At 36.4% G+C, this 14246-nt stretch carries 14 protein-coding genes; 8 read left to right on the top strand and 6 right to left on the bottom strand.

Annotated elements, in window-relative coordinates; translation table 11 throughout:
• The first annotated feature begins 346 nt into the window (after positions 1-346).
• Positions 347-1768 (top strand): amino acid permease, encoded by a 1422-nt coding sequence (locus PI85_RS04665; RefSeq protein WP_042737440.1) that lies wholly within the window; start codon positions 347-349, stop codon positions 1766-1768.
• A 90-nt stretch (positions 1769-1858) separates the two neighbouring features.
• Positions 1859-2974 carry a M20 family metallopeptidase gene (locus tag PI85_RS04660; RefSeq protein WP_036127224.1) on the top strand — a complete coding sequence of 372 codons (1116 nt, stop codon included), beginning with the start codon at positions 1859-1861 and terminating at the stop codon, positions 2972-2974.
• Between the two features lie 80 nt (positions 2975-3054).
• Here PI85_RS04660 and PI85_RS25015 read toward each other — a convergent pair whose 3' ends face one another.
• From PI85_RS25015 to PI85_RS04650, 3 genes are all read right to left on the bottom strand, one after another.
• Positions 3055-3189: a hypothetical protein gene (locus PI85_RS25015; RefSeq protein ID WP_255350092.1), complete on the bottom strand. Its 135-nt coding sequence runs from the start codon at positions 3187-3189 to the stop codon at positions 3055-3057.
• Positions 3190-3401: 212 nt separating this feature from the next.
• Positions 3402-3845, bottom strand: coding sequence for an N-acetyltransferase (locus PI85_RS04655; protein WP_036127223.1), 444 nt, complete (start codon positions 3843-3845; stop codon positions 3402-3404).
• A 3-nt stretch (positions 3846-3848) separates the two neighbouring features.
• Positions 3849-4403 (bottom strand): GNAT family N-acetyltransferase, encoded by a 555-nt coding sequence (locus PI85_RS04650; protein ID WP_036127222.1) that lies wholly within the window; start codon positions 4401-4403, stop codon positions 3849-3851.
• A gap of 197 nt (positions 4404-4600) precedes the next feature.
• Between PI85_RS04650 and PI85_RS04645 the strand changes: the two genes are divergently transcribed.
• The 5 genes from PI85_RS04645 (at position 4601) to PI85_RS04625 (ending at position 8352) form a co-directional block, all read left to right on the top strand.
• Positions 4601-5365 carry an SMI1/KNR4 family protein gene (locus PI85_RS04645; protein ID WP_036127221.1) on the top strand — a complete coding sequence of 255 codons (765 nt, stop codon included), beginning with the start codon at positions 4601-4603 and terminating at the stop codon, positions 5363-5365.
• Between the two features lie 259 nt (positions 5366-5624).
• Entirely contained in the window at positions 5625-6305 is a 681-nt protein-coding gene (locus PI85_RS04640) for a VOC family protein (protein WP_036127220.1), read from the top strand.
• A gap of 172 nt (positions 6306-6477) precedes the next feature.
• Positions 6478-6654: a GNAT family N-acetyltransferase gene (locus PI85_RS24805; RefSeq protein WP_244294801.1), complete on the top strand. Its 177-nt coding sequence runs from the start codon at positions 6478-6480 to the stop codon at positions 6652-6654.
• A gap of 41 nt (positions 6655-6695) precedes the next feature.
• Positions 6696-7685 carry a zinc-dependent alcohol dehydrogenase family protein gene (locus tag PI85_RS04630; RefSeq protein ID WP_036127218.1) on the top strand — a complete coding sequence of 330 codons (990 nt, stop codon included), beginning with the start codon at positions 6696-6698 and terminating at the stop codon, positions 7683-7685.
• A gap of 238 nt (positions 7686-7923) precedes the next feature.
• Entirely contained in the window at positions 7924-8352 is a 429-nt protein-coding gene (locus PI85_RS04625) for a GatB/YqeY domain-containing protein (protein ID WP_036127216.1), read from the top strand.
• Positions 8353-8433: 81 nt separating this feature from the next.
• Here PI85_RS04625 and PI85_RS04620 read toward each other — a convergent pair whose 3' ends face one another.
• The 3 genes from PI85_RS04620 to PI85_RS04610 form a co-directional block, all read right to left on the bottom strand.
• Positions 8434-10131: a methyl-accepting chemotaxis protein gene (locus PI85_RS04620; protein WP_036127214.1), complete on the bottom strand. Its 1698-nt coding sequence runs from the start codon at positions 10129-10131 to the stop codon at positions 8434-8436.
• Positions 10115-11758, bottom strand: coding sequence for a pyridoxal-dependent decarboxylase (locus PI85_RS04615; protein WP_036127209.1), 1644 nt, complete (start codon positions 11756-11758; stop codon positions 10115-10117). Before PI85_RS04615 ends, PI85_RS04620 begins: the two co-directional genes overlap by 17 nt.
• Before the next feature lie 351 nt (positions 11759-12109).
• On the bottom strand, positions 12110-12817 hold the full coding sequence (locus tag PI85_RS04610) for a polysaccharide deacetylase family protein (RefSeq protein WP_036127208.1): 708 nt from the start codon (positions 12815-12817) through the stop codon (positions 12110-12112).
• A gap of 135 nt (positions 12818-12952) precedes the next feature.
• Between PI85_RS04610 and PI85_RS04605 the strand changes: the two genes are divergently transcribed.
• The gene (locus PI85_RS04605; protein ID WP_036127207.1) at positions 12953-14143 is read left to right on the top strand and encodes a DHH family phosphoesterase; all 1191 of its coding nucleotides are present in this window, start codon (positions 12953-12955) and stop codon (positions 14141-14143) included.
• Positions 14144-14246: the final 103 nt, after the last annotated feature.

Genomic DNA, 14246 nt, shown 5'->3' with positions numbered 1-14246 from the left:
TATTGCTATAATTGCTAGAAAAACTGGAAAAACTAAGAATCTGTTTCGAATGAGACAGATTCTTTTTTTTATTGACATATAAAATAAAATATATAATATATAGAATTAAAGACTGAATATTATATATTGTCTTTCAACAAAGGAGAAAGGGGATTATTTTGTTTCAACAAACTTCTCTCTCTTTAATAAGGGGAAAAACCTTTCTACGGCAGGTGCTTGTGCAATATTATGCTGACGGTTTTTAGAGAAGCTTTTCAAGTGAACTTGAAAAACATCGGAGGCATATGTGGAGACGTAATTACTGGTGTAGAAAGGCAATGATTTGAAAGGTTTAGGGGGATTTACAGTGGAGAATAAAGAGTACGATTTACAACGTGGGTTAAAACGCAGACATCTTACAATGATCTCAATCGGTGGAACCATTGGGACAGGGTTATTTCTTGCATCTGGAAATGTTGTTTCAAATGCTGGAGCTCTTGGAGGTCCTATAGCATTTTTAGTGATTGGTATTTTAGTATTTGTGTTAATGAAGGGTCTTGGAGAAATGTCAACCTTCATGCCTATACCAGGAGCTTATACTACCTATTCAGGATTATTTGTTCACCCTGTGCTAGGTTTTATGGTTGGCTGGAATTTATATATTAATGGATTCCTCGGGCTCGGTGCTGAAATTGTTGGGGGAGGGATGATTCTTAATCAATTTTTCCCAAGTACGTCTACCTTTATATTTTGTCTTTGTATTTCAGCTATCATTTTGTTTTTGAACTTAATTGATGTGAAATCCTATGGGGAAGCTGAATATTGGTTTGCCGGTATTAAAGTACTTGCCATCATTGTATTTCTTATCATTGGGGTCCTAATGATTTTCGGAGTGATTGGAGAACAAGGATTTATAGGTTTTTCAAATTGGAACAGTGAATCGATGTTTCCAAATGGTCTGACAGCGGTCATTATTATGATGACTGGTGTAGTTTGGTCCTATCTAGGTGTTGAGACAGTTGTTTCTGCGGCAGGTGAAGCAGAAAACCCGCAGAAAAACGTTCCAAGGGCCATTAATACAATTTTCCTTCGTATTTTAATTTTCTATGTTGGATCTATTACCATCATTGGTTTAGTTGTTCCTTATCAAAATGTAAGCGTTCTAAGTAATGGATATGCTGGTCTTTTAGGTTTAGCTGGCATTCCTGGAGCTGCAACAATCATGAATATTATTATTCTAACATCTTTGGTTTCTGCAGCTAACTCGATCGTTTATTTCCTAAGTAGAACACTGATTGCATTATCAAAAGAAGGGAAAGCACCAAAAGCATTAGGGAAGGTTAATAAACGAGGCATTCCAATGAATGCGGTAATTTTGACATTATTCCTTGGACAGGTTTCGTTGATTACGAACTTTATTTCACCAGATAAAGTATTTATTTGGTTAACATCTATTGCAGGCTTTAATACACTACTTGGCTGGTTTGGTAGCTATCTTTCCCACTATAAATTTAGGAAGTGGTTAGTGAAAAATGGTGGGTCTGTCGATAAGCTAAAATTCAAAATGCGTACTTATCCAATTCCAACGCTACTTTGTTTAGCTGCTTTAATAGCCATTGCCATTTATACAGCTTATAGTCCTGAAACAAGATTCTCATTCTATATTGGTGTTCCTATGCTAATAATGTACTTTATTGTGGGTACTTATTTGTATAAAAAAGGGAAAATCCATGATCCTAGCTATAAGCCATTTTTAGAAGCACATATACATGATAAAGAAATAAAATAATCAATGACATGATCGTTGGTTGCATCCATTTTTCTAGTAAACAATCAGAATGTTAAGAGATTTGCGATGAGTTAAAGGAGATACAGAATAATGGAAAAGAATAATTTACAGTTGGCTATACAATTACGACATGAGTTACATGCGCATCCAGAATTATCAAATCAAGAAGCATGGACGAAACATCATTTAATAGAGTTTCTTAAAACCCATACAAATCTTGAAGTCGTAGATAAGGGGCGTTGGTTTTATGCCGTTTATCACTCAAAAGTAGGCAAAAGAAATATTGCTTTTCGGGCTGATTTTGATGCCCTCCCTATTGAGGAGACGATTGAGCTTTCTTACGGTTCGAAGTTTCCTGATGTTTCTCATAAATGTGGTCATGATGGACATTCCGCAACTCTTTGCGGCTTTGCCCTTGAAATCGATCAGAAGGGCTCTGACAATAATATATTCTTTTTATTCCAACATGCCGAGGAAACTGGTGATGGAGCTGTAGAATGTGCCGTCTTAATAGAAGAAAAGAAAATTGATGAGATTTTTGGCTGGCATAATATGAGTGGCATTAAAGAAAATACGGTTTATGTTATTAATGGAACAGCCCAGTATGCATCAAAAGGAATGTCTATCTATATGGAGGGGGTACCTTCTCATGCAAGTGAACCCGAGAATGGCATAAACCCTGCTTTTGCCATAGCAAAAATTATTGATAGCATTCCAAGCTTGATTGATTCAACAGCGAATAAAGGTAATGTATTATGTACCGTCGTCCAAGTAGATATCGGAGAGAAAGCATTTGGTGTCAACGCAAGTAAGGGCACACTACGATTGACTATCCGAGCTCTATATGAGGAAGAGATGGGTAAACTTCAGCATAAATTGGAAAATCTAGCACAAGCAGAAGCGGAAAAATATGGGCTGAAAATTCGTTTTGATTTTCAGGATGAATTCCCTGAAACGGCTAATCACGAAGAGAGCTCCGATAAAATACGTCAGGTTTGTGGAGAGAAAAATATACCAATGCTCGAGCTAAAGGAGGCTTTCCGTGCTTCAGAGGATTTTGGACATTATACAAAACTGACAAAAGGCTCTTACTGCTATATAGGGAATGGAGAGGATTATCCGAACATCCATACCTTTGAATATGATTTTAAAGATGACCTGATCGTAACAGGAGTCAAATTGTTTAAAGGGCTTGCTGAGCTATAAACATAGATGAAAAAGAAAACAAAAAGGAATCACCGTAAAGCGGGTGATTCCTTTTGGCATTTTGATGTCGCCTGCAATATTTATTGAAACCATAAAAAGAATTTAGCTAATAAAAAAATAGGGACCCCTACAATTATTACGCCTGCCAAGAAATAACAAAATAGCATAAATACATCGAAAATCGCACCGGCTAAATCATCAATGAATTTTAACATTTCATTTCCCTCCAAACATAATAAGTATAGGCACTTACAAATTGCGAAAAGAGAAAAGCCTCAACGTCACAGTTGAAGCTATTAAATCTTACATATTTTTTACTATTCCACTATTAAAAACTAAATCTGTATAAACAATACTAACATTCATCGAAAAGTATAACAAATATTTAGGACTGCTCACATCGATGAAAGGTCAATGATATTGAATGTCACTTATCATCAAAATCATATTGTAAAGTCTTTTTTAAATAGTAATGTTTAAAATCTCTTCCTACTTGATCAAGGGTCCCATAAATTTCATAATCATGATTTTCATAAAAAGTTAACGCTTGAAAGCTTAAGGTGTCAACCTTAATGAAATCGCATGTATTCTCTAAAGCAATTTCCTCAATGGCTGCTAACAATTTTGAACCATATCCTTGACCACGAAATTTTTCATCGACCATTAATGTGTGTATTTCTAACCAGTTCCAGCAAACCTCCCCTAATATGCCACCGAAAATTTGACTGTCTTGATCTGTTAGAAATAAATTAATTTCCTTATAGCGCCCTTGTAGGTCTTTTGGGAAGTGTTCTACATTATATTCATAAAGCATGTGATTAACATAGGATTTATTTTTTGCATCTAATTGTTGTGTGATTTGTAAGGACATCTTTTACTCCTTTAGTTGAAATGGTAAATCGCGTTTCCAAATCATATGATGATTATTTGTTCCCCAAAAATGTTCAAGCACATAGTTTGGCTGTCCGAATTTTTTCTGCCAAACCAGTTGTGCTTGTTTATAGCCACTGTCTAAACAAAAGCTAGGGATGTTTTTCATTTCTAACGTTGTTAGCATTTTCTTTACAAGTCTCGTTCCAATCCCACAACCTTGGTAGTTTGGATGAACATAAACGGTCCCGATTTCTGGACAATTTGACAGGTCTTCCATAATCGTTTTTTGAATGAATTCATTTGACTCACCATACTCGATGGTGCCAATGATTTCTTTTGTTTCGTCATCCTCAGCCAGCCAGAAAAACCTTTTTTGGCCCTGACTTTCAAAGTCAGCAGCTAAGTATTGTTTTTTCGTTGTCCATTCATGTTGTTGATCGTCCACCAGCTCGGCAAGACCTTCTTTAGCGAAAGTATCCTGAATGACATGTAAAAAGAATTGATGTAGTACAGGAGTATCTGCTGGCTCAGGGCGTCTGATGATTATATTTCTCAAAAGAGATTTCTCCTTTTACTGTTTTTAATAGATCTGGTGTATGTCTTTAGTATGGTGACGGCTTGGATAAATGTTATAAGATTACAAACGGATATACAAAATAATTATAGCTGTGCACTTTAAAATTATAACATGTTCTCCTTCATTGGGTAATGATGGGGTATGATAAATGCAAAGCAGTAAGGAGGGAACTACCTATGAATGAAGTATTTAAGGACATAGATGAAGTAATAGAGAACATGCGTAGTTTTATTTCAGAGATTCAACAACAAGATCCTTCATTTTATGGCATATATCCGATGATTTTTCACCAGCCACTAGAAGAAGATGTCAGTCAATTAATGGGTAGCCATTGGCAATTACCGGATGAATATATCTACTTTTTAAAACATTATGTAGTGGAAGGAATTACATGGAATACAGGTGACTATATAAACCTACAAATATACGGGGCTACCGATTTAGTGCGAGGACAGGATGGTTACAATTATAATCCAGTCACACAAGAAATCATTTCTGATTGGCCACAACATTATGTAGTCATCGCTACGGATGAGGGAGATCCATATTGTATAGATATATCGAGAGGGGATACGGCTATTTTCACTGCCTATCATGGCGCAGGGAGTTGGGATTTTGAAATGGCTTATGATCATCTCGTAGCGTTTCTTCAGAGTGTTCTTGTACCATCGAATTTAGAGGAGGAGCAGCTGGAGGATCATTCTAACAATTATTATGAGATTTATATTACCGGCAATGGAAAGGATAAGCTTAAAACTTTATTACTGCTTAAAAAGAGACTGTCCTGTGATTATTCAATAGCTAAAAAATCTTTAGAGCAGTTGCCATTATTAATTTATAGAGGCATCGAAGCGGGTGCACTTCAATTAGAAAAAGAACTACAACACATTGGTGCAGATTATCAAAAAAAGAAAATAAGCTTAGCAGAATTTTTAACATGAGAGATTTGGTAAATTTCATTACATGAAATAAAAACAAGATGGTTTGATTTAATGAAATATGAAAATACCATCAAATCAGCCACCAGATGCGAAATGATTCGCAATTTGATGTGGAATTTTTGATTAGTCCTCAGCCAACTTGCAAAGGAGATCAAGATCATCTGTAAGTTATCTAAATAAACTTCATTCTTTTGCACGAAGTAAAATGCCTTGTATGACTAGTATAGTAGAGTTAACTACAAGCAAGGGGTGGATTTGAATGAAAATTACGAGGGTTAAACTAGTTGTTCATGATGTACAAAAAATGCAGCAATTTTATTGTGAGCAAATGGGATTTGCATTGGTCAAAGGTACAGAGGATTATTTTACAATAGCTGTTGGGGAGAGTGAGATGACTTTCGAGAAGGTCTCTTCTCAAATACAAAAACAATATCATTTTGCTTTAAACATTCCAAGTAATTTATTTCAACAAGCAAAGGATTGGGCGAATGAACGAGTCGGCCTACTTTTTTCGGAAGGTCAGGATGAAGTTTATTTTCAATTTTTAAAAGCCTATTCATGTTATTTTTATGATCCTGAGGGCAATATAGTGGAGTTTATTTCTAGACAGGAAGTGAATCCAAAGCTCAATACAACGACTTTTTCAATCGATCAAGTGTTACATATTGGTGAAATTAATTTAACAACAGATGATATTTTAGCAGTAGCAGGAGAGTTAAATGAATATGGTATAAAGCCAATTAATAACAAAAATATTCAACAGGATTCCCTGAATTTTCTAGGCAACTATGAAGATGGAGCCAATATTTTAGTAGGACCTAGTGCTCGTCTGTGGTATTTTTCAGATAAGATTGCGCAGGTCAGTCCATTATGTATAGAAATAAATGACACTCTCCAATTAATAATGAACGAAAAGGGGCATCTAACTGTCGTACAATGACAGTATCCTAAAATGTAATAAGTGAGTCTTATCCAACGAAAAAACCGTATCAAGCATGACACCAAACAATTGGCTGGAATGCAAAGGGGCTTTATTTGTATGAACGGCTAAACAAGGCAATAGAAATAGTTGACTTAGTACAGGCATCTATCAAACCTTTATCTGTAATGTGATGGTGCACATAGATTTTCAGCGAAAAGGAATTGGTACAATGGGGATGGAGACCTTGTTAAAGCATTGTCAGCAGGAAAATATTATATGGGTTCAATTATTTTGCGCTAAAGGGAAGCAAACATTTTATCAGAAGCTTGGGTTTAAGAAACGTGACGCAAAAATGCCCCTGGAATGATTCTGTTTAATAGTTAATCCATAAAGGAGCTAGAAAGAATAGTGAAAGTAAAATCTCTTAAAATATATGAATATGGAAATCCAAAAGAGGTAATAAGGGTTGAAAATAAAACCATTACACCTCCTACTCCCCATGAAATTCTTGTACGTATGCTAGCAAGGCCGATCAATCCATCTGATCTTATACCAATATGGGGGAAATATGCTCATCGAATCACTTTACCAACAGTACCTGGCTATGAGGGCGTTGGCATTGTTGAAGCTGTCGGATCGCTTGTTTCGCCCAAGCTTCTTGGTCAGCGAGTGCTACCTCTACGGGGAGAGGGGACTTGGCAAGAAGTGGTAAAAACCCAAGCTGAATTTGCTGTAGCGATCCCAGCTGACATGGATAATTTTACTGCAGCACAAATGTATATTAATCCTCTTACAGCTTTAGTAACTTGTACAGAAGTTCTAAAATTACGATCGAGTGATGTTTTATTAGTGAACGCTTGTGGCTCAGCTATCGGACATATTTATGCGCAATTTGCGAAATTATTAGGTTTCCAGCTAATTGCGGTTACAAGAAATGGTCGGCATACGGATGCCTTACAGCAACTTGGTGCCAACTATGTCATTGATACGTCCTATATGCCCCTGTATGAGACGGTGATGGCATTAACAAATGGGCGAGGAGCAGATGCTGCCATTGATTCCATAGGAGGAGATGCTGGCAATCAACTTGCATTTTGTGTGAAACCTGGTGGGAATTTTTTAGCTATTGGTCTTTTATCAGGAGTACAGGTAGATTGGGCAAACATTGTGAAGGAAGCAAGGGTCCAGGCTAGGATGTTTCATTTACGACATTGGCAACTTCAGTCGACAACAGAAAAATGGCAACAATTTATGCAACATCTAATCAACCTTGTACATAATAGGTCATTAACAATGATGAACGTAAATGCGTACTTTCCATTATTGGACATTCACAAGGCAATAGACGCCGTTGAATCTAGCCATACTAATAAAGGGAAGGTTTTTTTAACAACCTAATAAAAGGAGAACACATGAACAACACTAGGCGAACAGCTGAATTTTAAGCTAGTTTTGTTAGTGTGTTTTTTATTGGGGAGAATTTATTGCGCGAGGAAATGGCTCTACAGGGGCTCATTTCTTATCAGGGGGAGCTAAGGGGAATGCTCCATTATCAAGTGAAGTTCTGATTAAAAGTGTTCGGGCTAGTTTTGTGGTATAATTTTTTGGAATATAAAGGCTTGAAGGAGTGAGGACATTGTTAAAAACAGAGGTATTTGAACAATTAAAAACGGCAATGAAAGAAAAAGATATTTTGGCAAAGGGTGTATTATCTCTTTTAAAATCGGCTTTAGATTTGGCTGAAAAGGAAAAGGGAGAGGCTTTAACTGCTGATGAAGAAATGGCCATTGTAAATCGAGAGGTCAAACAAACAAATCAGGCTTTAGAGGGTGCTCAAAAGGCTGAACGAGCAGATTTAATTGAGAAAGAGGAAGCTAAATTAGTACTCTTGAAATCATTCTTACCAACGCAATTATCGGAAGAAGAGATTGCTGAAAAATTAGTAGCCGCTGGTGTTGAAAAAGGAATGAATATGGGAGAGGCTATGAAAATTGCTAAGCCATTACTTTCTGGTCAAGCTGAAGGTGCAGTGATTTCAAAAGTTGTGAAAAGTATTATTGCTTAATCTTCTACCTTCTTGGTAGAAGATTTTTTTGTTCTACTAAAAAACCGCTACACCTTTTTCAGGTATAGCGGTTATGTTTATTTATAATTTAAATTTCTGGATGATATGGCGAAGTTCCTGTGCCATCTCAGCTAAGTTATTTGAGGAGGCAGTAATTTCTTCAATACTTGCAGATTGCTCCTCGGAGGCAGCTGCTACGTTTTGAATATTACCTGATGATTGTACAGCTACGACTCCCACTTGCTCAACAGAAACAGCAATACTGCTAACTCCTTCGTTGATATTGGCCATAATGTTATTCACATGATCCATTTCCTTCGTCAGGTCTGTGATATGGGCATAAATATCAGCAAATGCTTCACCTGAGGCGTTGAAGGTTGTAGAGCTTTCAGCGAGATTACTACTGCTAATCGCCATTGATTTTACGGCTTGAGCAGATTCCTCTTTAATCGTTTCAATACGTGTACGAATACTATTTGTTGCATCTAATGATTGGTCTGCTAGTTTACGTACTTCCTCTGCAACGACCGCAAAGCCCTTTCCATGTTCACCTGCACGAGCTGCCTCAATCGAAGCATTTAATGCAAGTAAATTGGTTTGATCAGTAATCTGTGTAATTAATGTGACAATATCTCCAATTTCATTCGTGTACGTACTTAAGCGTTCTACAACAGTTGCAGATTCTTGAATAGCTTGAGAAGTAACAGCCATTTTTTCAGTGGCATCTTTAATCGTAGTATTACCTTTTTCTGAAATAGCTGACGCATCGAATGCCTTTTCAGTTACATCCGTAACGCTAGTAACAACCTCAGACATTTTGCCTGAGATGGATGTAATATGACTTTCGACTTCTTCAATCGAATAGGTTTGTTTTTCTGAACCGGCCGCAACTTCTTGCATAGAAGAAGTAATTTGCTGTATGGATGCACTTGTTTGCTCAGAGCTTGCCGTTAATTCCTCAGACATTGCCGCCACTTGCTCAGCATTTTGAGCAATTTGCTGAATTAATATACGTAAATCCTCTGTCATATTTTCAATGCCAGACGAAAGATGAGCGATCTCATTGGAGCCCTTTATTTGAAGCGGTTCAACTGCTAATTCTCCCTGTGCAACTTGTCCTACATATTGAGTCATTTTTTTGATTGGTCTCGTAATGCCTACGCTAATGAAGTAAGCAACGATAATGCCTAAAATCACAAAAATAACCGTCATAATAATACAAATCCAAATTGTTTCTGTTTGAAGTTTAGAGATAAAGGAAGCGTCCATATCTAAACCAAAAATAATATCTGTATCTTTGAATGGGATGAATATAGATTTATGAATACCATACTCATCTTTATAAATATCACTTGTTTGAATCGTTCCAGTGTTGATAGCTTCACGCATTTCTACACTAAATTCATAATCTTGCTGATGATTGTCCGTATCACTTAAAGCGACGATATGCTCTTTCCCATTTGCATTAGATAGCACATAGGCATTTTCAATATCGTATTTTTTAATTGTTGCATTCAATTGATCTAATAATTTTTTATATTTATCAGGACTACCATTATCCGCAGCCTTGACATCATTTTTATCGATATTTTCAAATATAGTGCTCGATGTTATTTCTAATGTCGATTCAAATTGTTTAATAACAAAATTGTCGATAATGCGATAGGAAACAGCAAACATGACAATGCTAAATATCAACGAAATAATGGCTATCGGAATAGTAAAGCTAGCAATATATTTATAGAGTAAAGAACTCTTAAATTTATTGACGATACGCAATTTGAGACGCCTCCAATACTTGAAGCTTTTTCTGTAAGAATTGAATCATATTAGGGATATGCTCAGTCTCCGTATAAGGTGAAATGGAGAAGAACTTTGCCGCAGCCACTGGTACAAGTTGTGTTGTATCATTTGTACGAACTGTGCAAACTCGAGTTGTATCACCAAAGAATACTTCGTCTCGACCTTCTCCGATAATCTCAAATAAAGAAGCATTGATGGCATTAATACGTTCAATTTGATCTTGTGAATAGTGACCGTCTTGTTCTGCTTGCCAGTTCAAGCCATCAGGGTATAAACGGAAGGCAGTGACTGGACCAATATTCATTTCATTGACAACCTGTAGGCTTGGTATTTCTGCAGCTAATTGTGCACGGAATGCTAAATTCACGCGTACATAATTGGCTAGTATTTGTTGATAGCCTTCCTTACCGAATGCTTGTAAAGCAGCCAAAATGGCAATAGAGCTACCCATGCGAGAGCATTCTAACGTATAACCTGTATGATAGGAGCCGTAGCCACGATTACCAACATAAGGTGTATCAAAGTCCTCAATATCTAATAGCTGTAAGCTTTTACCGTCTTTAATTAAGAATAAGCTTGTTAAATAAGGGGTTTGTCCAAGTTTTTGGAAATCGAAGCAAAGGCTATCCGCAATGGCTAGATGCTGCATACGTTCATGGATTTGAGACAGACCTTGTAATACATCCTCTTCAAATTTAAGTGGGTTATTCTTGAAATCATAATCATTGAAAAATGCATAAAAACCACCTAAAGCTGAGTCAGCATGAATATGTACTGGTTGTAGGTTGTACTTTTGCTCAAGGCTAGTTGTAACTTCTTTTACAGCCTTTACATCATCAATACCAAATTGATCTGTTGCCCCTGTAGTTGCTACGACATAGACAGGAATACCGCCTTTTTCAATGACCTCAGTCATGCGTGCACGTAAATCTTCTACATCCATGGAGTGATCTTCGCCTGCTTTTACACGTACTAGATGTTTACTGCCAATTCCTACTGCTTCAATAGATTTTAAAAGACTATAATGAGCGTTTTCTGAAGCAAAACAATATAAATTATTAGGAATACCATCTTCCTTAGCGTGTGGGAATTGCTTTGCAATAGCTAGACGTAAACCACTGAAAACAGCCCCTTGACCGCCCCATGTAGTATAGCCAAAGCTTTTCGTGTAATCATAGCCTACTAATTTAGACATCATAGCTACTACCTTTACCTCACACTCAGCAGCAGCAGGTCCATAAACATCCCATAAGTTATTGCCATTCAGAAGGGCATTTGTAAACTGACCTAATACGCCAGGAATGCTGGCCATTGGCAAAACATTTGTGACAAAGTTACGTGTATGGTAGGGATGCCCTTGCATTAATTCTGTTAATTCTTCTACCACTTGATCGAGGCCAACGCCAGTTGTCGGTACTTGATGGTCCTGCATAAGCTCTTGATAAAAATTAGCAGAACGGTCTTTCATTGGACCTAGTGTCGTTTTATTTGGATCCTTTAACTTATCTAATGAAGAAACAATTTTCTCTAATAAGGATAAAAAATTCTCTCTTTGTTGAATATTTCCATCTTCGCTCTGGAATAATTGTTGGATATTTTGCATCATCATCATCCTTCGTAGTTCATATTTCCTCTATTTTTAATTGAATAAAAATAGGTCCTTATACTAAAAGTATAATAGCATATTTTAGCAGAGATGGTGATTATATTTTACTGAAAAAATATATATTAACATTTCCGAAAAATCTAACATTGAGAAACTTCGTTGTTTAACTTTATATTAAGGGAATATAGGCTGTGTAAAATTTGTGAGGGTGAAATGGTAGGAGAGTAAATAATATAAAATACTATAATGTTAATATTATAGTGAATGAACATGATATTGCTGCTTCGTGACTATTATTGACTAAGGAATCTGTCCTATAGTAGGCACAGATTCCTTAGTGTTTTTTTATTAATCGTTTTTGATGGTTAAAAGTTCATCAATCGTTACAAATGTGTAACCCTCGTCCATTAATGTCTGTAAAATTTTCTCTATGGCCTGTAATTCATTACCCGTAGAATCATACATAGGGTGCATTAAAATAATGGAACCTGGTCGAATGTTTTCTTTTACATACCTCACTTTTTCATCAGCCTGTGTGAAAAACGTATCAGGTTCTAAGTTCCATGTAATCGTCTCTCGCTTATGTTTATTTAAATAATAAGGGAATCCAATTAGTTTTTTGCCATATGGAGGTCTTACTACGATTGATTCCGTATAGCCAATATCAGCTATTAAGTCATCGGTTTTTTCGATTTCATGTTTAATAAAGGCAGGACTCTTTAATACCATACGCTTGTGTGAATACGTATGATTTCCAATTTGATGACCAGCCTCAGCAATTTTTCTCGCCTCCTCAGGCTGTCCTTCGATATCCTTTCCGATTAGAAAAAACGTTGCTTTCACTTGATAATCGTCTAGTAACGATAAGATAGCATCGGTATTTTTAGTTGGTCCATCATCAAATGTCAACGCAACAACTTTGTCATTTGTCTCAACTTGAGAGGTTAGGTTTCCAAACAATTGATATTTGCGGGCATTCATTAGTTTATAGGCTGAAAATGTGAAGGCAAGTATTACTACGATGACAATTCCACTATAGGCGAGCTTACGTTTCATTGATATTTCTCCTTCTGATATGAATTTGTGTAGCTGAATTAATTGTTTTAAATGTATGTGATCACGTATTCTTTTTCAACGACCTTCTTTGTTTGAATAACAAAAAAGTAACCATACTATATCGGAGGTGAAGACATGTATAAATTACTATCACATAACGATTTAGATGGTGTAGGTTGCGGGATTCTAGCTAAGCTAGCGTTTAACGATCAGGTGAAAATACGATATAACTCTGTTACAGCACTTGACCGCGAGATCGAGTTCTTTTTGGAAAATGAACAGTCCAAATCTTTTTTATTTATTACAGATCTTTCTCCGAATGAGGGGAACGAAAAAAGAATTGATGATTACTTTCAGGCTACTGGGAATGTGCAGCTTTTAGACCATCACCAAACAGCCCTCCACCTCAATCAGTACGAGTGGGGTAAGGTTGTAATGGAAGATGAACAAGGCCTTTTAACGTCTGCCACATCATTATTTTATCAATATCTTGTCATGCATGGACTATTAGAAAAAACAGATGTTCTAACAGAATTTGTTGAGCTAGTGCGACAGTATGATACATGGGAATGGGAAAGGAACGGAAATTTTCAGGCGCAACGATTGAATGCACTCTTTTTTTTAGTGTCTATAGAAGAATTCGAAGAGAAAATGCTGGATCGATTAAAAAGTCAGCCTCATTTCGACTTTGATGAATTCGAAAAGAAAATTTTAAGCATGGAAGAGGAGAAAATAGAACGTTATATTCGCCGAAAAAAACGTGAGCTAATTCAAACAAATTTAGGTGACTTCTATGGTGGGGTTGTTTATGCGGAATCTTATCATTCTGAGCTTGGCAATGAATTAGGGAAAGAAAACGTTCATCTTGATTATATTGCCATGATTAACATGGGGAGTAAAAGAGTTTCCTTCCGTACGATACATGATCATATTAATGTGGCGGCCATCGCAGCCTTGTTTGGTGGAGGAGGGCATCAAAAAGCAGCTGGGTGCTCATTAACAGTGGAGGCATACAAGCAATTTGTGCTAGAAACTTTCCACGTAGAGCCCATTCCTGAGGACGCAAAAAGAAATCGCTATAACCTTAAGGGCACCACCTTTGGAACCTTCTATAAAAATCACCACGATGAATTATTTCTTCTCTATTCAAATAATGAAATGGATTGGATCATTGAAATAAATAAAATTCCGCTTGAGCAAACCTTTATGAGCTTTAAAGATGCCGAATGGTATGTAAAGCGATATTACCAGGCTTGGCTAGTAAGGGATGATCTATTCGTGGACTATTTAATGCAAGAAGTAAATAAGGCTCGTCATCTAAAATAAAGGGATTGAATAATTCCTTTAAATACATATTGATTTTGTCCAACCTTCTTTCTATTCAGGTTATATAATGCTTCTTTACTAACTACAATAAATCATAACTATT

This window comes from Lysinibacillus sp. A1, assembly GCF_000801965.1.
GTDB classification, from domain to species: domain Bacteria; phylum Bacillota; class Bacilli; order Bacillales_A; family Planococcaceae; genus Lysinibacillus; species Lysinibacillus fusiformis.
The sequence above is the reverse complement of the archived record's forward strand: the minus strand, read 5'-3'. Positions and strand labels throughout refer to the sequence as shown.

Coding starts and splice junctions, on each gene's coding strand:
- PI85_RS04660 (WP_036127224.1), top strand. CDS start 1,859: ATGGAAAAGAATAATTTACAGTTGGCTATACAATTACGACATGAGTTA.
- PI85_RS25015 (WP_255350092.1), bottom strand. CDS start 3,189: ATGTTAAAATTCATTGATGATTTAGCCGGTGCGATTTTCGATGTATTT.
- PI85_RS04655 (WP_036127223.1), bottom strand. CDS start 3,845: ATGTCCTTACAAATCACACAACAATTAGATGCAAAAAATAAATCCTAT.
- PI85_RS04645 (WP_036127221.1), top strand. CDS start 4,601: ATGAATGAAGTATTTAAGGACATAGATGAAGTAATAGAGAACATGCGT.
- PI85_RS04640 (WP_036127220.1), top strand. CDS start 5,625: ATGAAAATTACGAGGGTTAAACTAGTTGTTCATGATGTACAAAAAATG.
- PI85_RS24805 (WP_244294801.1), top strand. CDS start 6,478: ATGGTGCACATAGATTTTCAGCGAAAAGGAATTGGTACAATGGGGATG.
- PI85_RS04615 (WP_036127209.1), bottom strand. CDS start 11,758: ATGCAAAATATCCAACAATTATTCCAGAGCGAAGATGGAAATATTCAA.
- PI85_RS04610 (WP_036127208.1), bottom strand. CDS start 12,817: ATGAAACGTAAGCTCGCCTATAGTGGAATTGTCATCGTAGTAATACTT.
- PI85_RS04605 (WP_036127207.1), top strand. CDS start 12,953: ATGTATAAATTACTATCACATAACGATTTAGATGGTGTAGGTTGCGGG.